Raw genomic sequence first — 23,243 nt, 5'->3', positions numbered from 1 at the left:
TAGTGACGAACATATTCAGTGGTATAAGTATAAGCGTGGAGAAAACGGAGTATATTGATATGAGTATGCCTTGGTGTCAGGTCTAATACCCATAGCGATGACTATGTCGAATCGAACTATCGTCTCTTTTGATCAAGATAACGGATCGTCACTCACGCCGAATCACGGCGATGCGCCGTAAGCAATGGATGTACGCCATAATCGCGATTGCCTGTGGTTCATCCAGATTTTAGCCTTGGGTACGGTGTATAGCGGGGGCGCTACGCCAATCGACGCTGCTATCGGGGGGGGCTATGATAGGCAATCTTAACCGTAAACTGCGCAATAGACTGTCCGACGGGGACTGGCTGCCAATCTGTACGACGGTGGGCGGTCAGAATGCTATTGCAATATCGTTCGATGATGGGCCATCGCCATGCACCACGCCTACTATTCTTCACTTACTTGCCCGCTTTGACGCTACTGCTGCGTTCTTTTTGTGTGGCGAGCGCGCCGAGCGCTATCCAAGTCTTGTGGAAGATATCGCTGCACAGGGTCATGCGATCTATTCACATGGCTATTGGCATCAGCGGATGGATGAAATGTCGCCCGACGCATTTGCGCGCGACCTGGCGCGGACTGAAGCCGTGCTGGCACGATTTCGACCAACGCCCAGTCCCTATATTCTTCGGCTGCCCTACGGATCCGGCCATGACAGTGCGCGGGTCCATGCCCAGCTGCGCTCTTGGCGCGACGATGTCCAGATCGCGCATTGGAGCCATTCGTTTGAAGATTGGACGTTGGCAGACAACTGCGACAGCCACGCAACGCTCCAGATTCGCTGCGACGATGCGATAGTCACCGCCTTGGCAGATCGAGGGTTTGGCGGGTCTATCCTCTTGCTTCACGAAGATGCAATTGGTAGCGCCTCCGCCTTGTCGGGAGCGATTGCACCATTGCTCCTCGCGGCGCTGCTACGAGGCATCGCCCGGTACGGCATCAAAACAACCACGATCTCCGCGTCGACAGATTGCTCGACCTTGTCACGCTTCGTCCGCTTCAAGGCGGTACGCTAGATGCAGGTCCTCGACTACCGGCAGACACCGGCTTTGGCAGATGTTGATCCACTGTTCACCGTGGCGGTGTGTACCCACAACCGCCCGCATTTGCTGGACGGCCTTTTGTCGGTGCTGTTACCCCAGCTCGAGCAGCTTCGTATTCGCTTGATTGTCGTTGATAGTGCAAGTTGTCCGCCAGCCGCGCTGCGCTCGGAATATGTTGCACGCTACGGTGATCTGTTGACGTTTGTGCGCCTCGATACAGCGGGTATTTCGCGCGCCCGAAACGCAGCACTGCACGAATGTCAGACACCGTGGATCGGCTATATGGACGATGACGAAGTCCCATCACCGGATTGGGCGCAAGAGGCGCTACAGCTGATCGAGCGACTACCCTCTAACTGCGCTGCGTGTAGCGGCAATGTCGCGCCAAAATGGCCAGGCGCCCGGCCCCAGGCGGTAGGCCAGCGGTGGCTTGCGTATCTCAGCATGCTTCAGCGCGCCGGCGAATTTGATCAAAAGCGCAAGACCAGGTTTGGCATAGGTCATTCCGTCATCCGTCGCGATGCGCTGATGGCTGCTGGCGAGTTCGATACAAGTCTAGGTCGCCACGGCGCATCTTTGCTCAGCGGTGAGGAGTCCCATCTCGTCGAGATCCTGCTCCGCTGTGGTTGGCAGATCTGGCATTCTGACAAGATACGCGTCGACCATATCGTTGAGGCTGAACGGCTCGAACGGAGTTGGGCCAGGGAAAGAGCCTATTGGGAGGGCATTTCGATCATGCGGCGAGCCCAATTGGGCGATTTTGCGTGGCCGTGGTGGATCGTTGCCTCCGCGTACCTCAAGGTGCTTTTGTTGGGGGTCTTGGTGTCGTACATCCACGAACGCGCCGAAATCGATCTTGTCCTAGCCTATGCTCAGGGCGTCCTGCATGGCCATACCCACCCTCAGAGCCTGGCATTGGAAGGAGGACGCGTTACAGCGCCGATTTCTTCGGCAGGCGTCGTGACACAGGTGGCCTTGTACCAGGTAGCGCCATCCGAGCCCCCGTCACCGGCATAAAAAAGCAAAGAGCTACTCAACAGGCCTGATCGGCATTGTTGGCCCCCTGCACGGCTCTCAGAGCCGGATACCGAAACGCTAGGCCGTGTGGGAGGCACCCCGGGCGGGGGATGGCATCAGGTGGGAATGATCTGGATCTTCGTCTCGGGATCGGACCGGCGCCGTTGACACCGCGATATGATCGCATCGACGAGGCTGCCTGCGGTCGCATCCATGCCGGACGATCGCGCTGCCCAAAGGCTGCCGTACAATACTGGCTTCAAGCCGTCGGGACGGGCCGCAGCGGCGTTCTGCCGCTGCTCTCCATAACCAACCTGATAACGATCGGCCGTACCTCACGCCTTGAGCGCCAGCACCCGGGCGATCCCGAGGCGCTCGGCAATGGTTTGAACGGCGCACGGCAAAGCCAGGCCGCAGACCGTGCCAAGGATCATGTGCTGCGTTGCTGACAATGGGACGTCGGCCAGGACGAGGCCGATCCGCACCCCAGAGGCGGCGAGAATGTGTAGAACGAAAATCGCCATGGCTCTTTTTCCCAGCCACGCCAGCAGGGTTTGTGGCAGAACGCCTACCGATTGCACGGCTGCCATGACACAAACCGAGCCGGCAAAGGCACACGGCAGCGCGCGAACCGTAAGATACGCGAACCGCTGACCATGGGGCACGATCTGCCATCCCAGAACCCATACGGCCGCAGCCGCTCCTGCCACCCACAATATTCGTGGCGGACGCCACGCAATGATCCGCCGCGAAAAGGCCATCCCAACGCCGAAGAAGATCGTGTGGTGCAGGCCGAGATCGATAGGGGAGCCGGGATCAACATGGTCCGCCGCAACGACCGCAATCATGCCAATCGCCAAGATCAATACCGCATTGCCCCGGAGTACAGCGGCCCCGATCGCGTAGACGAAGAGCGCGTAGAGGAACCAGAATTGTGCCATCGGTCGCCATGCGATGAGCAGCAGGTCATGCCAGTTGTGCATACCCGTCGTCGATTTTGCCATCATAGCAACAACCGAACCTTGGACCAGCGACCACAAAATATAGGGGTATATGATCGTGACGATCTTGCGTCGCAGAAGAATGAGCCAGGATCGATCGATCGACCGTCCACTATTCATCCCGGCAAGCAGGAAAAACAGCGGCATATGGAACGTGTAGAGCGCAAGATCGAAGCGCTGAAAGGCTTCACCCTCGGCCAGGCCGGCGCCGGTGAGTCCGCGCTCCACATGGCCAACCACGACCAGAACGGCACCAGCACCCCGAGCGGCATCAAGCCACCGAGTGCGCGGTTCTGCCATGTCGGCAATATGCGGGGGCGAAGGCTTGTGCCGGGTCTGGAGAGTGAACGGGATACCTATCTCCGATTTCAACGAAGGCCGGCGAGGAAAACAGGCGATCACGCTGCGTATCTACAAGCAACCCGTAGGCGACAGGGATTTGGTACCATCGATCCAACGTACGAACTGATCATAGAATTTCGAAGGGACCGCCGGCATCTTCTACATCGCCAATGTAGGATTATGCGCATACTCGGAGTTAGTTCCGCATATATATTATCTATAATCTTCTTATATGATCTTGCTAATGCAATGGTGTTAATTTAACCCATTTCAAAATATCATAGGCCGATGCCGTATTTAATTGGCAATGCCGAATTCGTGCGCAACCCGATCTGCTATCGCTAGGGACGCAGTAAGACCCGGCGATTCCATGCCGTACAATGCAACCACGCCCTTCAGTCCGTGCTCGCTCTTGCCGCAAATGGAAAAGTCAGCCGTACTTTCGCCTGCAGCACTCAATTTGGGACGGATCCCGCAATAGTCTGGGCGCAGCCGAGACGGATCAAGCCCAGGCCAGATCCGACGCGCGGCTGTAGCAAAGGCCTGTTCACGGTCCGGCCCGAACCGGTAGTCGACGCCGTCGATCCATTCGACATCGGGCCCAAAACGCGCGTGTCCTGCCAAGTCGAGCGTCAAATGCGTTCCAAGCCCCCCCGGCACCGGCACAGGATAGATCAGCCGCGTAAAGGGATGCCGCCCATGATAGGCGAAGTAATGGCCGCGCGCGAAATGTTGCGGCGGAATCGAACTTGCGGGCATGCCTTGCGTCGCCTTGGCGAGCGGCTGCGCACCGTGTCCCGAAGCAATGACAATATGCTCGGCAAAGACTATGGGTTCGCCCGCCCCTTCGATGTGAACGCCCCAATGGCTGTCGTTGTATTGTGTCAGCCGGGTGACCTTGGTCCGCCGCGCGAGTAAGGCGCCATCAGCTTCGGCGTCGGCTAGAAGTGCCGTCATGTAACTATGGCTGTCTATAATACCCGTCGAGGGTGAGAAAAGAGCTGCAGCGCATAGGAGGGCAGGTTCGAGAACACGGGCATCATCCCCCGAGAGCATGACAAGGTCATCAACACGAACATCCACTGCGTCTGCGCGGATCCGATCTAGAACAGGCACTTCTTGCGGCGTAAAGGCCACGATCAACTTACCGGTCCGGCGATGCGGTATGCGGCGCGCCTTGCAATACGCATAGAGGGCATGGCGTCCGGCTATGCAAAGCTGTGCCTTGAGAGGCGTATCGCGGTAGTAAATCCCTGCGTGGATGACTTCGCTGTTTCGTGCACTGGTCGCGGTACCGATCGCGGCTTCTTGCTCGGTAATAACAACGCTCCTGCCGGCAATGGCAAGGCGGCGCGCGATGGCAAGCCCGATAACGCCCGCGCCAATGACGACGACATCGACGGTGTTATGATTTGTCACAGCGAAGGGGGTACGAGTGGTTCAATGCGAGGCCATGTCGCATCGCGTTCCGACAACGTCGTAACTGTAAGTGGCCAGGTAATATCGAGTATCGGATCCTGGTACGAAAGGCCGCCTTGTGCAGCAGGTACATAGCGGTGGGACAGGAGGTAGGACATCTTGACGTCATCGGTCAGTGTCTGGAAGCCGTGCGCGAACCCTGGCGGAACGTAAATCTGCGAAGGCGTCGATTCATCCAGCCAAAAGCCGATATGGGAAAGGTATGTTGGCGACTCGAGGCGGAGGTCGACGATCACATCAAAGATCGCGCCACGCGTGCACCTGACCAATTTACCTTCGCTGTGAGGCTCGCACTGGAAGTGCATGCCGCGAATTGTACCCTTCGCCTTGGTAAACGAGATATTTTGCTGAACGAACGGCTCGGTGATCCCGTGCGTCTGAAACTCTTCCTGGCACATCGTGCGCGTAAAGGATCCGCGTTCATCTTCGTGAACGTCAAGCTCGATCACATAAGCATCCGGCAGCGCCGTTGGTACAAAGTTCATTGTCGCAATCCGAGGCGGCATTGCCGCGACTCGAGGGCTGGCATTCTTGTGATAGGCTGGCGTCAGTGCGCGCCCGGAGCGGATTTGGCGGCGTCCGTTCATCCCGGTCAGGCTGACCGTCGCCATTGTGCGATCGTATCCCTGGGCGCCTCGCTCCAGATCTTCCATGGCGGTGTGCCGCTCGCCCAATGTTGCTCGAGGACATGCTTGTCCCTGAGCGTATCCATGCTTTGCCAAAAGCCTGTGTGAATATGGCACCCCAGTTTGTTGCGTTCGATCAGGCGGTTCATCGGCTCTGCCTCGAATACGCTATCGTCGCCATCAATCTGGGTAAGAACCATAGGATCGCAGACGAAGAAGCCACCATTTATAAGGCCGCCCTCGCTGGCCCCCTTCTCACTAAAGCCTTGTACCGTCTCGAGATCGGTGCCGATGCGTAGCGCCCCATAGCGACCCGGTTGCGAAACCGCGGTCAACGTGCACCATTTGTCCGATCGGTTGTGCGATGCGATCACTTCGCCGATATTCACATCGCTTACGCCGTCGCCATACGTGAGGCAAAACGGCGCCTCTGCCAGCAAATGGCGTGCGCGAAGCATGCGTCCACCGGTCATCGTATCAGCCCCGGTATCAAGGATCGTGATCCGCCAATCGTCTGTGCAGGCGTCAAGCCACTCCACATTGCCGGACGTCAAATCGATCGAGACGTCGCAGGACCGTGCGCGGTAGTTCAGAAAGTAGGACCTGATAAAATCGACCTTGTATCCGCCGAGAACGACGAATTCGCGAATGCCGAAATGTGCGTACATTTTCATGATATGCCACATGATCGGTCGGCCGCCGATCTCGACCATCGGCTTTGGCATCACTGCCGTTTCTTCGCTTAATCGCGTACCAAAACCCCCCGCCAGAAACACCGCTTTCATGCTGCCAACCCCCTTGAGTAGACCTGGTTCAGGTCGCCTTCGACCGACCAATTCAATGTTTCGGATAATTGACCTTGATTCATCAGGTTCTTGAGCGTCTCGAGACGAATAAAATGTGACGATTGGCGATAATGTCGGTCTGTAAAGCCAAGCGCCTGCAGCCCTGTAACCAAGGCATTGATTGAGTCGCCAATTCCCATACGCGGAAGATAGTTAGGTGCCAGTTCGGCAAATAGACTGAAGTCGACTTTGTACGATCGGGAATCCGCAGGAGCATTCTTGTTGATGGACACCGTGCATCCGGGCACTGCCCGCGCGACAGCCTCGGCGAGATCGCGAACCTGGTAGTTGCCCGATACGTGCCCGGCATTCACAACGAGGTTGCGACCGCCATTGTCGGCCGTCCGGGTCACCCCCCACTCGATCGCCCGGGCCATGTCGGCAACATCGATAAGCGGGCGCCACGGCGTTCCATCGGACAGGATAGAGATTTGGCCGTCCGATAATGCCCCGGCAACGAAATCGTTGAGAGCCAGGTCAAGACGCAGCCGATCCGACATTCCGCAGGCGGTTGCGAACCGCAAGCTGGTAATCGTCATGTCGCTTTGTATGGCCGCTAGCGCGCGCTCCGTACCGATTTTCGACGCAGCGTAGGCCGTAAGCGGGTTTACAGGGTCGTGCTCGCGTCGTGGCTCACCGCTGGCGAGTCCATAAACACTGCAGCTCGAGGCAAAGACGAGGTTGCGTACACCGACGTCGCTCGCGGTGATCGCGATTGCTGTTGCCGCATCTTGGTTAATTTGTCCGGTAACTTTGGCAAATCGTGCACCCATCGGGTCATTGGAGATTGCTGCCAACATGACGACGGCATCATATCCTTCAATGTCGCGATGCTTGATTGACCGGACATCACCAAAGATCTGACGGTTCAATATCTTCTCGGGAAAGTTATCGATGCTAGTCAAACAGTGGGAAAAATATCCCGTATCAAACCCGTCTATTGTGGCGTCGGGATATGAGCCCCGAATTTGCTTGATCACTGAGGGGCCGACATAACCCATATTGCCGGTAATGAGTATCTTCATCGTCTGCGACCCCCGCATCGAACACTCTACTGCTGATAAGAGGAGCGTCGCACGATTGAAGATCGCCTGTCCTATAATCTTACGGACACCATACTTACGAGTTAGCTTGGTTAACATTGCGCTAACGTGTGACGGCGCTGCAATTGTAATAAAACAACAATTTGACCTGTTGGATGAACACCAAGCATCTCCCAAATATTCACATAAGTGTCAGATACTCGCTTGGTTTTATTTAGTGTTCCAACCCGGGAAAGTTCAGATTCTTTAGAGGTATAGTTAGTACCCAATTTGATAGTATTGACCTAACCGGCTTCATACTCTCTGATATGTCGTAATATAGTTATTCAGAGCGGAACGTAGGAATATTTCGGATGAGATGGGGGCCATCTCTACAGTATGCGGAACGGGGGGGGGTAGAATGATCGAACAGGTGACAATCTCGCTGCTAGGTGCAAATCCCGTATCATTGGACGGACTGAGCCGGCTGCTGACGGAGAATAATTTCAAGATCGTTGATTCAGCGCGGAATCTCTCCGCGATCGAGGTGTCCACCGACGTAGTCAATCCATCATCTCATCTGATTTTGATTGATGGTCTGGTCGAGGTGCACGGCGCTGCGTTTCTTGACGATGTTCAGAAAAAACTGCCGCTCGGACTGATGATCGTACTCACTGATCGGTTTGAGTATGAGCTGATGATGGAATGTTTTCAACACGACGCAAGAGCCTACATCGTCAAGAAAATATCGACGGATTCGCTGATCGCCTATCTCAATCTCGTTGCGGTCGGGGAAAAGATCATGCCATCGGATCTGACGGAGAGTCTCTTGTCGCGCATGCCGAGTACTCCGTCGCATGCCCATAGAATTTCAATGGCCGAAACCGGGTTGACCGCACGCGAAGAGGAAATCCTGGCGGGTCTTGTCGCGGGTCAGCCGAACAAGGTTATTTCGCGGCGCTTCATGATAAGCGAGGCGACTGTGAAAGTGCACGTCAAGGCGATATTGCGCAAGATCGGCGTTCAGAACCGGACCCAGGCTGCAATATGGGCAATGGGGGATCGGGACGATGGCGGGTGCTCCCACATGGAAACGTGTAGTCACGCTCAGTCAGGGAGCTCTAATGCGATCGAGCAACTGTAAGTGCTCGCCGTCCGTCACCGGCCTCCATGCTGACAGCGGAGCGGCATTATGAAGAAGCAGGGAGCGGTCAAGAATGCACTTTGGTTGGTGCTTGGGCAGGGCGGAGCGCAGGGGCTATCGCTTATCATATTCCTTGCCTTAGCGCGGTATATATCGAAGGAAGACTTCGGCCTCGTTGCCGTAAGCCTTACCGTCGTTGAGTTTGTCCGTCGGGTATGTATTGATCCTGCGGCGTTCGCGCTCAATGCCCGAACGACCATAGTCGAGCACGACTATGACGTATGCCTGACGCTACTCGTGCTAGTCTCGGTGACTGGCTCCATTCTATTGTGGCTGTTTTCGACGCCGCTCCTGACGTTGCTTGGAATGCGGGGCGCGGCGAACACATTGCATATCGTAGCGCTATTACTCATCGCGTTTGGACTTACCGCGACGCACGGTGCTTGGCTTGCACGACATATGCAGTTCCGCGCGTTAGCTTTGCGCGCGATCATTTCGGTCCTTATTGGCGGCATCGTCGGTATCAGCATGGCGGTTGCAAACTTTGGGTTGTGGAGTCTTGTCGGGCAGCAATTCGCGATTAATATCGTCAATTTCATCACATTGTGGTTATTTGTTGATTGGAAGCCTAAGATTGCCTTATCTTGGGCAGATACTCGAGCAACTGTGCTGCGAACTCGGCATATCGCAGCAAGTGCAATTTGGAATTCCATTGCGAATGACAGTGATCTTCTATTCGTTGCCGCATATCTAGGACCAGCGGTCGCCGGCGTTTTCAATGCCGCCAAACGCATAATGCTGGCGGCCAACTTGGTTCTAGTAAACGCGATCTCGTCAGTTGCGCTGCCAGCACTCGCCGATATTGAGCAGGGCGCTCCGCGTAAACAGGCTTTCCTGCTTGGTATAACGGTTGCAAGTTCGGTAACGGCCCCGGTATTTGCCGGAATTGCGGCAACGGCCCCCGAAATTGTTCATCTGCTTTTGGGGCAGAACTGGATCGAGGCAGCCCCCATCCTCGCGGCACTTGCATTGAGCGGTTATTGCCTTGCGATTGCGCAGTTCGCGACGGTGATTCTGCTCATATCGGAACAATCGCATCTGGACTCGTTCAGTTCGGGATTGACCGCCATCGGCAAACTTGTGATTTACACGTTTGCCATCCAGTTTGGCCCGATCGCCCTCGCTGCTGCGGTGTCTGCAACGACGTTTGCCGCGACGCCTGTCCGAATGCGGTACGCGTTGCGCCAACTCGACATCTTATGGGGAAGCCTGGGCAAAGCACTCGCGCCGTCGTTCGTTGGAGCCTGTGGCATGGCAATTATGCTGTTTACCGTTCGCCGGTTGCTACCGTCCGCACTGCCAGCGACGCTGATTTTGACAATTATGGTGCCAGTCGGCGTTATCGCCTACCTGCTGCTGCTACGGATATTGTCGCCTGGCATTTTCCGCATGGCAATCGCTACAATCGCCGCCCGATTCCGCGGGCGATCGCTATCGACGGGATAGTTGCGTTCGCGGCGGGGCGGGGCGTTCCGCGCTGAACCCTATCATGTGCACGCACGGCGCGATGCGAGCGGATATACCGGATGACACTTTGGGGTAACGCATATGGACGTTTTCACCTGTCCGGGCAGCAAACCAAAGACGTCCGGTGCATACGCTCGCGCCACTTCGCCTAGCGCCTATGCTGGAAAGAGCGTTCATCTGGCACGATACCCAAACGCCGCTTGATCGCCTCAAGCGGGCGAAAAGCGGTTTGGCGAACAGATGGCATCTGCGAGATCGGTTCGCTCACGTCCATCAGTCACCAGTCTGGAATTCAACACAGCGAAAGCTACCGCAGGCGTACCGCCGCTGCGTAAGCCATTGCGTAACGGTCGCTGTAGCCGTTGGCATACGTTGTCGACCTCATGTATCCGCGGCATGGTCCACCGTCATGCTAGACCCATTCGCCTCAGACTCCTTCATCGTGCGCATCGAGGCCCATAAGCGTTGATACTGATGCTGATGCTGACACCGGGCAACGTCAGCGACATCAAGGCCGCGCCCTCCCTCCTCGAACACGCGGATCGCATGCCATACCTGCTCGGTGACAAGGGCTACGATGCCGATAGCTTGCGCCGCTCCCTCCGTGAGGCAGGCGCCGTTCACGTCATTTCCGGACGCGGCAACCGAAAGCGAACCATTCGCTACGACAAGGATATTGCGGCCGCCACCTCGTCAAGAATGCCTTCTGTCGCCTGAAAGACTTTCGTCGCGTCGCTCCTCGATACGACAAGCTCGCCGCCAACTTCCTCTCAGCCGTAGCCCTCGCAACGGCTGTCGCCATCTGGCTGTGAATGAGTCTGAGCCCTAAGCAAACCAGAACCCGGCCGCGGGCAGCCATCGATAATACAATTGCCGCTATCGTACCGATACCTGACCTGGCGTACAGGTTGAAAAATCCAACAGAGCGAAGCTTTTTATAGACTAAAGCGCGTACTTATGGTTGCGCGAACATCGTTATATGTCGGACTGAAGATATCGTTCTTTACCGTGCGACGCAAATACGTCATGTCAAGGTCGAAGCTTAGGCGGCGGTTTGCGCTATAGCGGGCGCCTCCTCCAGCTTCAAATATCTTGTCGGCGCGCGGGCTATCGCGGAAATCATTGTAGCGATAGGCGCCATGCACATTCAGGATAAGCGGGCGCAGCAACTCATAGTCGGCACGTAGTTCAAGACCATTGGCGATGAAACCGGTGGATCCCTGCAGTACAGCTTCTTCTACGCTGCGTGATGCAATGAATGACAGCGTGACAAGAGGAGTAAGAAAATACCGAAGATCGGCATTAGCGGCGATTCCGGAAATTGTGGTGAAACGATTTGTCTTAAAGCTTCGTCGAATATAGCCGGCGCCAACTGATCCTTGGATCAGTTGATTGGTGCCAAACATCAATCCGGCAATCACAGTCAGGTTCGTTCCGTCCAGATTGGGTATTCCCGGCGACGATTGCGCGAGCCGGTAGCTAATCTTAGTGCCAGTGCCTTCGGCAAATACCGATAACCCCATCGTGATCATATATTCGCCGCGCAGGCTGGCACGCAGGCTGTTCTGGTCCCGGGCATTTTGATTGATAACGTCGATGATCTCGCCGGTGGACGACAACGCTTGGGTACTGCGAAAATCGAAAACCGTATAGTCGACATTCGCGAGTGCGCGGAGTGTTCCATTATCTCGGCGCAGCCGCATATAGGCCTGCGTCTGAAAGAACCTGATTGGCGTCACCACGCCATCCGGCCGGCCGCTTGAATCGCGGCGCTCGACCAATTGCTCGCGTTGCGCTCCGGCTTCAAGATCTGTCGATTGCGCGACAGTATAGCGGCCGGATGCGCTGAGCCGGTAGCTGGTCTCATCGCCGTCACCGTTTCCTGGAAAACGAGTGAGCCGACTGCTTGCATCCAATCGTATCTCGCCATTTGAAAAGTCGGACCGAGCCGAAATGCTGGGCTCGAATTGGACCAGGGCCGCACCTTTGCGGTTGGTCGGATTTGCGAACAGGTTGCTATCGTACCCGGCACCCACCGCAACCGTTGGATAAACCTGGAACGAACCCAGGCGTAGGCCCATCGGCGTAAATTCATCTCGTACGCGCTGCCGCACGTCGAGCGTGATGCCGTCTTCCTGGTCGACGATCGACGTCCCCACCGGATCCAGTCGCGGCAAAGCACTCTCCTGCGCCGTAGCTGGCATAGTGATCATGGGCATCAGGCCCAATGCCGATACCGTTACGAAACGCGCTCGAAAGCGATGCATAGGCCCCCCGTTGCATTTTACGGCCACGTTTAAGCAGCCATCATATCCATTGCGTCGAAACGCTCTATCAAGCCGACGGTATTGCGGATGTTGCGTTCGCTCGAGGCGCCGAACAGTATCGAGCGGACATACGGCTCCTTTACGACCCATTCGATTGCTTCAGCTGCCGGGATCGCGCCCGATGCGAGAACCGACATAGCAATGACACGCGCCGGCCAGCGTTCGGTCGCTTCCCGATAGGCTTCGATTCCTCCCGACATCCGAAACCCTGACTTGTTGACGTTGGCACAAACGATCGGATTGTGAATTCCAACGGACGCCAGCATGGGCAGGAGCATGGGGAGATTCATCGTTATGAACCCCGGTTCTGCGTCGTAGCGTGTCCGGATGTGGTCGGCAAAAATCTTGAAGGCGTCGGCGTAACCAAGCCCAAGCAGCATGTCAGTTATCACGTTCTGAACAAAGACAATCGGTGTCTTGAGACCGTGAAAAGGCTTCATTTCGGCATCGATCAGTAACGTTGCTATGCCTTCGACATCGCGCGTCATCAGCGCTTTACCGCCCCGCAATGCAGAGTCGAAAAGTCCCTGGCTCGGTAGGAATTTTCGTACGGTGCCAAGATACCCAAGATCTGTAACGGCGTTAGCATATTTGTGCGCATAAGGCATGCACGGATAAAACTGGAAGTCAGGCCACTCTTGCGGGGCTGCCCTTACGGCATCGGCGATTTCGCTGATACGGTCATGCGTTGTGCACATAAAGGCATTGATGCCAGCGTCGCGCGCAGCGACCAGCGTCTCGAGGATTGCAGGCAGCTCTGCAAATTGCATCATTTGCTGGCGCGCCTTATCCTCTGACATGTGATTGATACCGAAAAATTGATTATCGCCAAACAAGATGCGGTCCATGGAATAGCGTCCTTCTTCAACGTGGGAGTGTCGTGAGCAAGAACTCGCGGATCTTGTCAGTCATGGGCTTTGGCGCAAAACACGACAGGCGGGTCGCCCCGGACAGCGGCGACGATAGCAAGGCGCTCATTGCCAATCGCAGCGCAGAAGCGTCCTGCGCTATCGCCAGACCTGCGGTTTCCTGGAACTTGGCTGCAGTATCAAGCTGATGCTCGGTCGTATGTTCGCCCAGGCTGGCGCGGCGAGGCAACATCAGCATCTGGCGGCCAAGTTCGAGCGCCTGAAGGATCGATCCGATACCGACATGTGCGACAAATAGACTGCAGTCGGTTAGTCGCTGCAGATAGACGTCGTGCGGCATCATCCGCGTCCATTCGGCGTTCTGAGGCTCGTAACTGCCGTCGCCAATTTGGATGTGAACCGGTGTTTGCGGGTTGTCACCAGCCCATGCATCGACGGCGCGGGTCAGCCTATCGAACGGCAGCATCGATCCCACTGATGCAAAGATCATCGCGCGGGCTCTGAAGCGGTCCGTGCCACGGGTTCAATATCCGAAAGCACGAGCGAACATCGTACTCTTGGGACGCTTCGCGGCTGCGACAGCGACGGGCACGATTGGCTGATTAAGGCTATCTGCCCCGTCACGGATCAATGCCAGGGTATGGTCTGTCTCAGCCCCGCTGGCAAAGGTGTTCACGTAGCTGGATGACGGGTCATTCATGGCTCCCACAAAACCCTCTAACTGCGCCGAATACTCTTCGCCTCGCAGGTAAAATGCCGGATGGGGCGTCAGGTCTGTTATATTGCGGACCGTCCATTTCGGACGGTAGCCCGCTGATACCGTGCCTTTATCACCGATATACACTCGGATTTCCTGCCGATCGACACAGATCTTTCCTCCGTCGCCCCACAATGTCAGACTCGTCGTCATCTTGCGGATGGTTTCATCCGCCCAATTCACCGAAACCTGCCCGGAGACCCCGCCTGCGAACATGAGGTTTGCGTAAATGGCATCGTCAACGTCCTCCGACCATTGCTTGGTGAGCTGTGCACCAGAACAAAATATGGGTTTGCCAACATACCAATTCATCAGGTTGATCGGATGAGCCGCATAATCATACAGGCATCCGCCGCCTTCCGTCGATTTGCTGCGCCACGTCTTGGCGGCGGGCTTCAGAACAACAGGGCCATAGGCGTCGGCGTGAACGTGGCGAATTTTGCCGATGGTACCAGAATCGACCAGCCGCTTTACTTCAGCAAAAGTGCCGACGAACCGGTTATGGTAGCCGACTTGTGCCGCTAGATTTTGGTCAAAGGCGATCTGGGCAAGCTCGGCGCTGATGCGGGCCGATAACGTCAGCGGTTTTTCGCAAAAAACATGTACGCCGCTCGCCAGAGCACGGCGGATCATCGTGTCGTGATGACGGGTTGGCGTGGCGATGATCACGCCGTCCAGGCCTGGGACCGCTAGGACATCGGCATAGTCGGCGAAAAACGGGACCTTTACATATTTGCCGATCATCCCACCAATCATTGCCGAGCTGTCACAAATGGCGACAACCTTCATACCGGGCGTGGCGTTGGCGATGCTCAAATGGGAAATCCCCATTTTTCCTAATCCGATCACAGCGATATTCCGGATATTTTCCATTAGTCGCATCCCCTAATCTTCCGATTCGACCATCATCTTAGGCGAGCACTTGCCGTTAAACGTAGTAGGCAACAGTATTACTCACTGTGAATGAGGGTATTTGATCGCAAAGCGTAGGCCTTCAGGACCATTTGGCGAATAGACGACGCTACGCGCTCGGCTAAGGGCGGCAGGGTAAGATTTGATAGGTGATTGAAAATCAAAAAAATCGGTAGTTCTGTCTGTACTACCTTTGAGTTACCGTAATATCACAATAGTGATTTCTTGAACCCCTTAATGCAAACTATGTTGCGGCTATGCCTGGGGGGATACATAGCGTGCAGGAAAGCGGATCCGAAAGACAAGGGGTGCGGTGGCCAATCGTCATTCTGTTGTTGGCGGCCATCTGCTACAATGCTGTACTTGCCATAATAAATGGCCACGTCATGAGCCTGTCGGTTACTCAGGTCGCCTTGTGCGAGTTCGTCGTCTTGAGCGGAGCGGGACTGGTTGTTGCCCGACATCGGCTGACGCCACGCGATGCCGCATGGCTGACCTTTTTGATCGGAACATTTTTTGGTACGATATTTCTTTCCCTCAGTAATGGCGGCCTCTTGGTAGAGGCTCTGCGAAACGTTGCAATTGTCGCACTGTTTACAGCCTTAGGCATACGATCAAACATTTCGACAATGAGAACAACGTTCTTGATTGCGGTTTCCGTTGTTGGTGTGGTTATGATATTCGAGATAGCAGCAGTATCGCAATATAGTTCGCTATTTAAACCCTTCAGCTATTATCAAAATACCAGAGGGCTGGGCGAGGTCGATTATGGCGACGTCGGCTTATTCGGCAATGCGTTAGGATTTGAGGGGCGGTTCAGCTTTGGCCTGTTCACGACACCGAGAACGTCCTCTATATTTCTCGAGCAGACGTCTCTCGCCAATTTTGCGAGCGTTATCGCAATCTATCTGGTGACCATGTGGCGGACGCTGGCCCGTGGCGAAAAAATATTGATCGGGAGTTTTGTTATTTTGGCGTTGATGTCGAACAATACGCGTATGGCATCGGTATTTGCGAGCATTACGATGCTCGGGTATTTCCTGTATCCGCGACTACCGCGCTATGGTACCTTAATTTTGCCTCTGCTGCTGCTGTCTCTTGCGGTTGGGTTATCATCCTGGATGGGCCCCTCGAAAGAAGACGATTTGGCCGGCCGGATCGGTCTCTCGGTTCGCCTCCTGTCGATGACCGACTTTCCAGCATCGCTAGGGTTTCGGGTCGCCGATGCCAGCGCGTTTCCCGACAGCGGCTATTCCTATCTTATATATTCCTGTTCGCTCGTTGGGGCTGTTGCCATCTGGCTCTACGTGGCGCTGGCAGTCCCCTTCCGAACGCCTGAACAGCGCCGCTGTGCCTGGTCGGTAAGCTTATTCCTGTTTCTCAACCTGCTGGTCGCCGGCAATGCCGTCTTCAGTATGAAGATCGCGGCGCCGCTATGGCTGCTCGCGGGGTTCATGCGCTCGCCAGACTTCTTCCCGAGCACACCGTGGCGGCGCTCACCGGCGATCCGACCGCGCTCGGGCACGCTGACGTTGAAGCCAGCAACATGACCTGCCGCGTCATAGCCGATGTCCATGTCCGTTTACCGGGGGTTCCTATGCGAAATGGTGTGCGATGAACGTTAGTCTCGCGTCAACGAAAGCCGACGGCAATATGCTGCTGCGGGTCTGGAATGGGCTATGGCAGTGGCTGGTCGCCTCGCCAGTTGATCAGCGGCATTACGGCGCCGTGATACAGCCGCTTGAACCGGAACACGCCGACATTGCGGCTCGCGCCGAAGCCACCCCAATTCCGTTCGGCGGTCGCCTGATAAACCGGAACGAAACCGTGCGGATCATGAATGCGTTCGATTCCGCACACCCGGTTCGCCAGCGCAAAAACCTTCATGGTCGTGACGACAAGCTAGAAGCATTGTTCGACGCCGTGCTCTTCAACCGCCAGCACGCGGTCATCCACGGCGCGCGTGGGTCGGGGAAAACTTCCCTCGCTCAGGTTTTTGGCGATTATGCCGATCAGCAAGGCGCCGTTGTCATTTACGCTGCCTGCGAAGCCGCCACGTCGTTTGCCGAACTCATTCGCCCGTATCTCGCCTTCATTCCCGAATCATCGGTATCGTTGAAAGAAAAGGTGAATTTTGACCGTGATATGAAGCTTCTGGACGGAGAGTTTGGCGCGCGTGCGATTGTCGATCTATTTTCATATCTATCAGATGGCCGGCAAGTAATATTGATCTTCGATGAATTCGATCGCGCCGAGAGTGCCGCAGTCGTCGAGCAGGTCGCGACACTGATAAAGCTTTTGTCGGACGCACGGTCCTCAGTGCAGGTTATGATCGTCGGGATTGGCCGTACCCTGGACGATCTTATACGGTGTCACCCCTCACTTCGTCGTCATCTCGTACCAGTCCCTATCGGGCGCATTTCACAAGGTGACATGCTGGCCCTGATCGATACCGGTGCTGCTCGAGCGGGCGTAACCTTCGACGCCGCATGCCGTACCTTGATTACATCGATCTCGTGCGGATCGCCCTATCATCTTCAGCTGTTCTGCTATGTTGCCGCGATCGAGGCAACGCGCCGCGGGACCCGTAATATCGATATGACCATCATGCAGGCAGGCATGGCGCGCGCGTTCGATACCTGGGCAATGGTAAATGGTCCGGATGCGACGCTGTTCAGAAGTCTTGAGACCGCAGCGCCTGAGACACGCGAGGGTCTTGAGCACTGCGCACGCGAGGCGGCGGTCACCGATTGCGTCCATGCCGATAGTGACATGCAGACAGTGCTGGGGTCCGCGCTGTTGGCCGACGAGAGCCATCCCGATCGCTTCTATTTTCGCGACGGCGCGGCTCCACAATTTCTGCTGGCAATCCTGGCGATCGGGCACGCGGCGCAGGCAGCCAATCTAAGAGAGGGGTAAGACACAATGTTTTCGTCCGATATGTGGGCTGCGTTGCGCGCCCGTTGGAAACTCATTCTCGGTATTTTTGCCCTGACCATCGGGTTGGCGATGTTGTGGATATCGACCGTCGAGCGATCCTATGTTGCCCGCGCCTCGCTATTGTTCGACGAGAAGGGACCAAGCCCGGCGCTGCAGGAGTCGAGCGCGTCGCAGGACGACCGATCGCTGCTCGGCACGCAAGCCGATATTATCAAAAGCGATGCCGTCGCGCGGCGCGTCATTGTATCGGAAAGGCTGTTGGCGGACCGCACGCTTGCAAACGCATGGGCCAAGGGCGGTCATAAAGCAGGATCGTTCGAGCGCTGGCTTACCACCGACCTGCTTGCCCAGCTCGAGGTGCTGCCGGAGCGCGACACCAATGTCCTTGCCGTGCGCTTCCGTGCCAGCAACCCTGACTTTGCCGCGCGGATTGCCAACAGTTTTGCCGCGAACTTTGTCTCGATGCGGATGCAAATCAGCACGGATACCGCCAAGCAATATGCCAGCTGGTTCCAGCAGCGGACCAATGAGGTTCGCGCCAAGTTGGAAGATGCACAGAGCCGGGTCACCGACTTTCAGCGTAGCCACGGTATAGTGGATGGCAGCGTGCTGGCGCTCGAGGCGGACCGATTGAGCGCGCTGTCGGGGCAGCTCGCCCAGGCCGAGGGCGGCGCTGCCGATTTGCGCGCTCGCGCAGGCACGCGGGTAACAGAATCGCCAGATGTTCAGTCCACTGCGGTGATCCAGTCGCTCAGGCAGCAGGCTGCGATCAGCGAAGCAAAGATTGGCCAACTGGGATCGAATTACGGACCCAACCACCCTGATATGCTGGCCGCGCAAGCCGAACTGGCGGTGCTACGCGCAAAATTGGGCAGCGAGACATCGACCGCCAGCCGATCGGTGAAGGTCGCCAGCTCGGCTGCATCGTCCCGCGAGTCCCAACTTGAGGCCCTAGTGTCGCAACAGCGCGCTCGGATGTTGGCCTTGTCCGGCAATCAGAGCGAAGTCGAGGCACTGCAGAACGACGTCGCTACCGCGCAAAAGGCCTATGACGCGGTCACGCAGCGGTTGAACCTCATGCGGCTGCAAAGCGGACTGCCGACGACGAACGCGCAGCAGGTGGACCGCGCAACGCCGCCTTTGTTGCCAGCCAGTCCCAATGTACCGTTGCTTGTCTTTATCGCAGCGCTTGCAGGGCTGGTACTCGGCGTCCTCACAGCGGTGATTCTTGAAGTTCGTCGGCCGCTTGTGCGCACCTCAGCCGGACTGATGGAGGCAACCGATGCTTCTGTGATTGGCAGATTCAATTTTGCGACGTCCCGCCCGGGACGCATCTTGGCAGGAGGGATGTAATGCGGATCCGTTCGATAGATGACAATGTCGGTACAGAAGAGCTTGTATACGCCAAGGGCGACGCACTGGCTCATCAGCTGCCGGTCGACCGTTTACCGGCCGCTCCAGCGGCGGGCGGTTTGCACGGCGACGATCTGATCGGTCAGTTGATCAGATCGCTGAGGCTGTCGATCTCAGCGCTAGTACGGCCCAGCGCCGCACCGGCACGGTCCATTGCCGTAGTCGGCATCGACGCCGGTGCAGAGGCCGCCTTTATTGCTGCAAACCTTGGTATATCCTACGCACGAACCGGCGTGACGACGGTCATTGTCGACGCCAATGTCAGCGGTGCCATGCAGCAAGACCTGCTGGGCGTGCTGCCTGGTATTGGTCTCTCGGCTGTCCTTGCGGGGGTAAGCGAGGCCCGCACAGCACCTGTCGGTACGTCTGTCCGCAACCTGTCGCTGCTGTCAGCCGGATCGGCCGATACCGACGATGCAGATCACGTCGATGCAGAACGGTTCCACCGACGCGTGATGCCGCTACTGGACTGGCAGGATATGTTGATCGTCGATGGCGGCAACGCAACAAGCGATCCTCCGGCGTTATGCGAGGTAATGGACGGCGTTGTGCTGGTTGTCCGTCGTAACAAAACCGAAATTGCAAGGGTTGATCATATTACCCAGCGCCTTTCAGCAATGGGCACGACCGTGTTCGGGATCATTATCGCAACTGATGTGTAACACTTGCGCCCTGAGACTACGAAGTAGTCATATCGTCAAATAGTTATACTATACTTATGAACTCAATAAGCTATGCCCAAGTAGAGTATGTATTGCCGATGATATGCAAAGGATTATGCTATGCTTTTGTCGGCAGACACCAGTAACGATGCAGCCATCAATAATGGTACCGTGAAAGTCGTCGGTGGAGAGGTGCCGCAAACGTTGAATAAGGGTGCCAATCAATCGGACTCGTCATCGAAGCGTATAATCGATATCGTCGTTTCACTGCTGGCGCTGCTCGTCAGCGCACCTGTCTTGGTCATGATCGCCATCCTCATCAAATCGACCACGCATGGGCCGATTTTTTTCCGGCAAACCCGAACCGGATATCGTGGCCGACCGTTCCGGATCATTAAGTTTCGAACTATGACGGTCATCGAGGATGGTGACATGATTGCGCACGCGTGCCGCGGTGATATGCGTGTCACGCCGGTTGGGCGTTTCCTGCGAGGCACCAGTCTCGACGAAATTCCTCAATTGTTCAATATTCTCTTAGGAGACATGTCGCTGGTTGGTCCAAGGCCGCACGCCCTTGCCCATGATCGCCACTACAGCGCGTTGCTTGATGGATATAATAATCGCTTCCTGGTCAAGCCCGGCCTTACTGGGCTGGCACAGGTGCGTGGACTGCGTGGCGAAATTCATGATCTGTCTTACATGGCACGACGTCTTGATGCCGATGTGGAATATATCAGGCGGTGGACACCGTTGTTCGACATTGCAATTATCTTCCAAACAGTGCCCAAAATGGTGCGCGATCGCAGTGCGTACTGATGACGAGTATCAGCACCATTTCGCCGATGTCCATCGTCCATGTGGTACGGCAATATCTACCTGGCATTGGCGGGATCGAAAATTTCGTATCGCTGCTTGCGATTGGACAGGCGCGGGCGGGGCACCGTGTCCGCGTTGTCACGCTTGATCGGATCTTTGACGGCGAGCCAGCAAGGCTTCCTTCTAGGGAGCATTGTTCCGGCGTAGAAATTGTTCGAGTGCCGTATCGCGGCTTCAAAAAATATCCCTTCGCGCCCGGCATCATTCGCCATGTTGACGATGCAGACATCATTCACGTCCACGGCATCGAGTCTTCGGTTGACCTGTTGGCCGTGACCCAGCGGTGGCATCGCCGGGCGATGGTCGTCTCGACCCATGGCGGCATCTTTCACACATCGCGCGGCGGATGGCTCAAGCGCTACTGGTTTGCGACCGTTACGCGCCTCAGTCTCAGACGGTATGAGGCCGTCCTGGCATCCAGCGTTCAGGATGCCGCGACCTTTTCCCCGATTGCGCAAGAAAAGGTCATTCTGGTCGAAAACGCGGTCGACACCGAGAAATTTAAGGGCCTGGGTGACCTGACTGCAACGACGATGATCTATTTCGGGCGGTTGGCACCAAGCAAGAACGTGGACCGGCTGCTGATCTGGTTTGCGGCGGTTCACCAGACAGCGCCAGCGTGGCGCCTCATTGTCGCGGGCAAGGAGATGGGAACCAGGATCGCCACTCTCCAGGCCCTGACGTCGCGGCTGGGTATCGAGGACGCGGTCGAATTCCACGCGACACCGACCGACAGGCAACTGTGCCAATTGATCGCGCGCTGCAGCGTTTTTGCCTGCGCGTCGCGGTACGAAGGTTTTGGGATTGCTGCAGTCGAAGCTGCTGCCGCTGGATTGTTCCCGGTTCTCTCAAACATACCGGCGTTCCAGCGAACACTCGAACGGCTGAAGATGGGCATGCTGATCGACTTCGAAACACGCCCCGACCCGGTGCCATTCCTGGTTCAGTTCAAGGCTTTTGCCGGGCAAAAGGATCGTGCCGCATCATTACCGGGCTTGCTCGCCTCCTTCGCGTGGCCCGCCGTTCTCCACGAGATCGAAACTATTTACCGGCGAGCACTGCGCTACAGGAATTGCGCGAGTCCCCGGGATGGCAGGGCAAGCCGCCACGCAACTGCGAATAGAGATACCATACCAAATAGCTGCGTCACTGTTGCGGGGCAGGGCTATCATGAACGCTACCAAGGGGAGGGGTCTTGATGAACAGAAATATTGCGCTAGCGAGCCTGACGGCGATGATGGTGTCCGGATGCGTCGCCAAAGCCTTACCGCCAGGCAACGCTGTTGCGATGCAGTCGGCCTATTTATTGGGCGCCGGTGATAAGATCCGGATTACGACTTTCGGATTCAAGGAGCTTGGTGGGGACTTTGTTGTCTCGGCGGACGGATCGATCGCCTTGCCGCTGATCGGCGCGGTAAAGGTCGTCGGCTTGACTCCCTCTCAGCTGGAACAATCGATCAGCGGCAAGCTGGCAGGTGGGGGTTTTGTCCGCGATCCGCGAGTGGGAGCAGAAGTGACGGAGTACCGGCCATATTATATTCTGGGAGAAGTCGCAAAGCCTGGCCAATATCCCTTCACCAACGGGTTGACGGTCGTAAAGGCAGTCGCAACAGCACAAGGATTTACCTACCGAGCGAACAAACGCAACATCTTCATCATTCGCGACGACGCAGGCGTAGAAGTGTCGACGGTTCTAACCGCCGCGACGCCCCTTCACCCTGGTGATACCGTCAGGGTCGCCGAGCGGTACTTTTGATGACGTCGAGCCGGCGCGTGGTCATCCTAGCTGGTGCGTCGGGGGGGGGGCATTGGATCGAGCTCTTGCGGTTGCGGCCGGCATTCGCGGGATTTGACGTCGTATATATCTCAACGTTTGAAAATTACGCGAGCGTCGTACCTGAAAGCCGGTTCCATGCGGTCCCCGATGCCTCGCGATTTAGCGTAGCCGCGTTCCTTCCCATAGTCGCTCGAGCGTTTCGAATTATACGCGACGAAAAGCCGTCGGCGATAATCACGACGGGATCCGCCCCTATGCTTCCATTCGTCCTCCTAGGAAGGCTGCTCGGCGTAAAGTCACTTTGGATCGATAGCATTTCCAGCACCGAGCATTTGTCGATGTCGGGACGTATCGCCAAGCACATTGCGACCAAGGTCATCGCACAATGGCCTGCATTGGCGGCCGAGCAAGATATTGATTTTTGGGGAAAAGTTATATGATCTGGCGCCGGCGAGATCCTTTGGGTCGGCCCGCCGGACCGTTCAGCTTCATCGCTAAAATCTCAAACCAGAATGAAGGTCTACCGCTTTGGGGGTAAGTCCCCTACCCCCATTGGGCTACTTGCAGCCAACGGGCGCCTAACGCATTTCAGGGTCGACGTAAGGCATAGGGCCTATGCGCAGAA

At 56.4% G+C, this 23,243-nt stretch carries 22 protein-coding genes; 13 read left to right on the top strand and 9 right to left on the bottom strand.

The genetic code is table 11. The features are described 5' to 3' along the window. Positions 1-293: 293 nt before the first annotated feature. Entirely contained in the window at positions 294-1,055 is a 762-nt protein-coding gene (locus tag C8J25_RS17945) for a polysaccharide deacetylase family protein (RefSeq protein WP_107955736.1), read from the top strand. After that, entirely contained in the window at positions 1,056-2,099 is a 1,044-nt protein-coding gene (locus C8J25_RS17940; protein ID WP_107955735.1) for a glycosyltransferase, read from the top strand. It abuts the gene before it with no gap. A gap of 335 nt (positions 2,100-2,434) precedes the next feature. Here the strand turns inward: C8J25_RS17940 and C8J25_RS17935 are convergent, their stop codons facing one another. The 5 genes from C8J25_RS17935 to C8J25_RS17915 form a co-directional block, all read right to left on the bottom strand. After that, entirely contained in the window at positions 2,435-3,502 is a 1,068-nt protein-coding gene (locus tag C8J25_RS17935; RefSeq protein WP_146173381.1) for an acyltransferase family protein, read from the bottom strand. Positions 3,503-3,739: 237 nt separating this feature from the next. Beyond that, complete coding sequence (locus tag C8J25_RS17930) at positions 3,740-4,861, bottom strand: NAD(P)/FAD-dependent oxidoreductase (protein ID WP_107955733.1); 1,122 nt, start codon at positions 4,859-4,861, stop codon at positions 3,740-3,742. Beyond that, a complete protein-coding gene (gene rfbC, locus C8J25_RS17925; protein WP_244187191.1) occupies positions 4,858-5,532 on the bottom strand; it encodes a dTDP-4-dehydrorhamnose 3,5-epimerase in 675 nt (224 codons plus the stop codon). Before rfbC ends, C8J25_RS17930 begins: the two co-directional genes overlap by 4 nt. After that, positions 5,514-6,332: a glucose-1-phosphate cytidylyltransferase gene (gene rfbF / locus C8J25_RS17920; protein ID WP_107955732.1), complete on the bottom strand. Its 819-nt coding sequence runs from the start codon at positions 6,330-6,332 to the stop codon at positions 5,514-5,516. The genes rfbC and rfbF overlap by 19 nt, the downstream gene beginning before the upstream one ends. Further along, the gene (locus C8J25_RS17915; protein WP_107955770.1) at positions 6,329-7,417 is read right to left on the bottom strand and encodes an NAD-dependent epimerase/dehydratase family protein; all 1,089 of its coding nucleotides are present in this window, start codon (positions 7,415-7,417) and stop codon (positions 6,329-6,331) included. The genes rfbF and C8J25_RS17915 overlap by 4 nt, the downstream gene beginning before the upstream one ends. 418 nt (positions 7,418-7,835) lie before the next feature. On the opposite strand from C8J25_RS17915, the gene C8J25_RS17910 reads away from it, so the two are divergent. The 3 genes from C8J25_RS17910 (at position 7,836) to C8J25_RS17900 (ending at position 10,802) form a co-directional block, all read left to right on the top strand. Further along, a complete protein-coding gene (locus C8J25_RS17910) occupies positions 7,836-8,558 on the top strand; it encodes a LuxR C-terminal-related transcriptional regulator (protein ID WP_167397753.1) in 723 nt (240 codons plus the stop codon). 48 nt (positions 8,559-8,606) lie between these two features. Then, on the top strand, positions 8,607-10,064 hold the full coding sequence (locus C8J25_RS17905) for an oligosaccharide flippase family protein (RefSeq protein ID WP_107955730.1): 1,458 nt from the start codon (positions 8,607-8,609) through the stop codon (positions 10,062-10,064). Between the two features lie 495 nt (positions 10,065-10,559). After that, positions 10,560-10,802, top strand: coding sequence for a transposase (locus C8J25_RS17900; protein ID WP_107955729.1), 243 nt, complete (start codon positions 10,560-10,562; stop codon positions 10,800-10,802). A 218-nt stretch (positions 10,803-11,020) separates the two neighbouring features. Here the strand turns inward: C8J25_RS17900 and C8J25_RS17890 are convergent, their stop codons facing one another. The 4 genes from C8J25_RS17890 to C8J25_RS17875 all read right to left on the bottom strand — a co-directional run bounded on the left by C8J25_RS17890 (position 11,021) and on the right by C8J25_RS17875 (position 14,911). Then, complete coding sequence (locus C8J25_RS17890; protein ID WP_167397752.1) at positions 11,021-12,304, bottom strand: outer membrane beta-barrel protein; 1,284 nt, start codon at positions 12,302-12,304, stop codon at positions 11,021-11,023. Between the two features lie 77 nt (positions 12,305-12,381). Beyond that, a complete protein-coding gene (locus C8J25_RS17885; RefSeq protein ID WP_107955728.1) occupies positions 12,382-13,260 on the bottom strand; it encodes a hypothetical protein in 879 nt (292 codons plus the stop codon). A 16-nt stretch (positions 13,261-13,276) separates the two neighbouring features. Further along, positions 13,277-13,771, bottom strand: a complete 495-nt coding sequence (locus C8J25_RS17880) for a glycosyltransferase (protein ID WP_107955727.1) — start codon at positions 13,769-13,771, stop codon at positions 13,277-13,279. Positions 13,772-13,804: 33 nt separating this feature from the next. Then, positions 13,805-14,911, bottom strand: a complete 1,107-nt coding sequence (locus C8J25_RS17875) for a Gfo/Idh/MocA family protein (RefSeq protein ID WP_167397750.1) — start codon at positions 14,909-14,911, stop codon at positions 13,805-13,807. Positions 14,912-15,336: 425 nt separating this feature from the next. Between C8J25_RS17875 and C8J25_RS17870 the strand changes: the two genes are divergently transcribed. The 8 genes from C8J25_RS17870 to C8J25_RS17835 all read left to right on the top strand — a co-directional run bounded on the left by C8J25_RS17870 (position 15,337) and on the right by C8J25_RS17835 (position 23,058). Next, the gene (locus C8J25_RS17870) at positions 15,337-16,500 is read left to right on the top strand and encodes a hypothetical protein (RefSeq protein WP_146173380.1); all 1,164 of its coding nucleotides are present in this window, start codon (positions 15,337-15,339) and stop codon (positions 16,498-16,500) included. 64 nt (positions 16,501-16,564) lie between these two features. Then, complete coding sequence (locus tag C8J25_RS17865; protein ID WP_107955724.1) at positions 16,565-17,869, top strand: ATP-binding protein; 1,305 nt, start codon at positions 16,565-16,567, stop codon at positions 17,867-17,869. Between the two features lie 6 nt (positions 17,870-17,875). Next, positions 17,876-19,243, top strand: a complete 1,368-nt coding sequence (locus C8J25_RS17860) for a hypothetical protein (RefSeq protein WP_107955723.1) — start codon at positions 17,876-17,878, stop codon at positions 19,241-19,243. Then, positions 19,243-19,965: a tyrosine-protein kinase family protein gene (locus tag C8J25_RS17855; protein ID WP_107955722.1), complete on the top strand. Its 723-nt coding sequence runs from the start codon at positions 19,243-19,245 to the stop codon at positions 19,963-19,965. Before C8J25_RS17860 ends, C8J25_RS17855 begins: the two co-directional genes overlap by 1 nt. Positions 19,966-20,085: 120 nt before the next feature. Continuing rightward, the gene (locus tag C8J25_RS17850; protein WP_107955721.1) at positions 20,086-20,781 is read left to right on the top strand and encodes a sugar transferase; all 696 of its coding nucleotides are present in this window, start codon (positions 20,086-20,088) and stop codon (positions 20,779-20,781) included. Continuing rightward, positions 20,781-22,040, top strand: a complete 1,260-nt coding sequence (locus C8J25_RS17845) for a glycosyltransferase family 4 protein (RefSeq protein ID WP_107955720.1) — start codon at positions 20,781-20,783, stop codon at positions 22,038-22,040. Before C8J25_RS17850 ends, C8J25_RS17845 begins: the two co-directional genes overlap by 1 nt. Next, positions 22,040-22,597 (top strand): polysaccharide biosynthesis/export family protein, encoded by a 558-nt coding sequence (locus tag C8J25_RS17840; protein ID WP_107955719.1) that lies wholly within the window; start codon positions 22,040-22,042, stop codon positions 22,595-22,597. The genes C8J25_RS17845 and C8J25_RS17840 overlap by 1 nt, the downstream gene beginning before the upstream one ends. Further along, complete coding sequence (locus C8J25_RS17835; protein WP_107955718.1) at positions 22,597-23,058, top strand: glycosyltransferase family protein; 462 nt, start codon at positions 22,597-22,599, stop codon at positions 23,056-23,058. The genes C8J25_RS17840 and C8J25_RS17835 overlap by 1 nt, the downstream gene beginning before the upstream one ends. The last annotated feature ends 185 nt before the right edge of the window (positions 23,059-23,243 follow it).

This window comes from Sphingomonas faeni (assembly GCF_003053745.1).
Taxonomy (GTDB): Bacteria; Pseudomonadota; Alphaproteobacteria; order Sphingomonadales; family Sphingomonadaceae; genus Sphingomonas; species Sphingomonas faeni.
The sequence above is the reverse complement of the archived record's forward strand: the minus strand, read 5'-3'. Positions and strand labels throughout refer to the sequence as shown.

Coding starts and splice junctions, on each gene's coding strand:
- C8J25_RS17900 (WP_107955729.1), top strand. CDS start 10,560: ATGCTGATGCTGACACCGGGCAACGTCAGCGACATCAAGGCCGCGCCC.
- C8J25_RS17835 (WP_107955718.1), top strand. CDS start 22,597: ATGACGTCGAGCCGGCGCGTGGTCATCCTAGCTGGTGCGTCGGGGGGG.
- C8J25_RS17865 (WP_107955724.1), top strand. CDS start 16,565: ATGAACGTTAGTCTCGCGTCAACGAAAGCCGACGGCAATATGCTGCTG.
- C8J25_RS17905 (WP_107955730.1), top strand. CDS start 8,607: ATGAAGAAGCAGGGAGCGGTCAAGAATGCACTTTGGTTGGTGCTTGGG.
- C8J25_RS17875 (WP_167397750.1), bottom strand. CDS start 14,911: ATGGAAAATATCCGGAATATCGCTGTGATCGGATTAGGAAAAATGGGG.
- C8J25_RS17845 (WP_107955720.1), top strand. CDS start 20,781: ATGACGAGTATCAGCACCATTTCGCCGATGTCCATCGTCCATGTGGTA.
- C8J25_RS17915 (WP_107955770.1), bottom strand. CDS start 7,417: ATGAAGATACTCATTACCGGCAATATGGGTTATGTCGGCCCCTCAGTG.
- C8J25_RS17870 (WP_146173380.1), top strand. CDS start 15,337: ATGAGCCTGTCGGTTACTCAGGTCGCCTTGTGCGAGTTCGTCGTCTTG.
- C8J25_RS17910 (WP_167397753.1), top strand. CDS start 7,836: ATGATCGAACAGGTGACAATCTCGCTGCTAGGTGCAAATCCCGTATCA.
- rfbC (WP_244187191.1), bottom strand. CDS start 5,532: ATGGCGACGGTCAGCCTGACCGGGATGAACGGACGCCGCCAAATCCGC.
- C8J25_RS17940 (WP_107955735.1), top strand. CDS start 1,056: ATGCAGGTCCTCGACTACCGGCAGACACCGGCTTTGGCAGATGTTGAT.
- C8J25_RS17860 (WP_107955723.1), top strand. CDS start 17,876: ATGTTTTCGTCCGATATGTGGGCTGCGTTGCGCGCCCGTTGGAAACTC.
- C8J25_RS17945 (WP_107955736.1), top strand. CDS start 294: ATGATAGGCAATCTTAACCGTAAACTGCGCAATAGACTGTCCGACGGG.
- C8J25_RS17890 (WP_167397752.1), bottom strand. CDS start 12,304: ATGCCCATGATCACTATGCCAGCTACGGCGCAGGAGAGTGCTTTGCCG.
- C8J25_RS17885 (WP_107955728.1), bottom strand. CDS start 13,260: ATGGACCGCATCTTGTTTGGCGATAATCAATTTTTCGGTATCAATCAC.
- C8J25_RS17840 (WP_107955719.1), top strand. CDS start 22,040: ATGAACAGAAATATTGCGCTAGCGAGCCTGACGGCGATGATGGTGTCC.
- C8J25_RS17850 (WP_107955721.1), top strand. CDS start 20,086: ATGCTTTTGTCGGCAGACACCAGTAACGATGCAGCCATCAATAATGGT.
- C8J25_RS17880 (WP_107955727.1), bottom strand. CDS start 13,771: ATGATCTTTGCATCAGTGGGATCGATGCTGCCGTTCGATAGGCTGACC.
- rfbF (WP_107955732.1), bottom strand. CDS start 6,332: ATGAAAGCGGTGTTTCTGGCGGGGGGTTTTGGTACGCGATTAAGCGAA.
- C8J25_RS17855 (WP_107955722.1), top strand. CDS start 19,243: ATGCGGATCCGTTCGATAGATGACAATGTCGGTACAGAAGAGCTTGTA.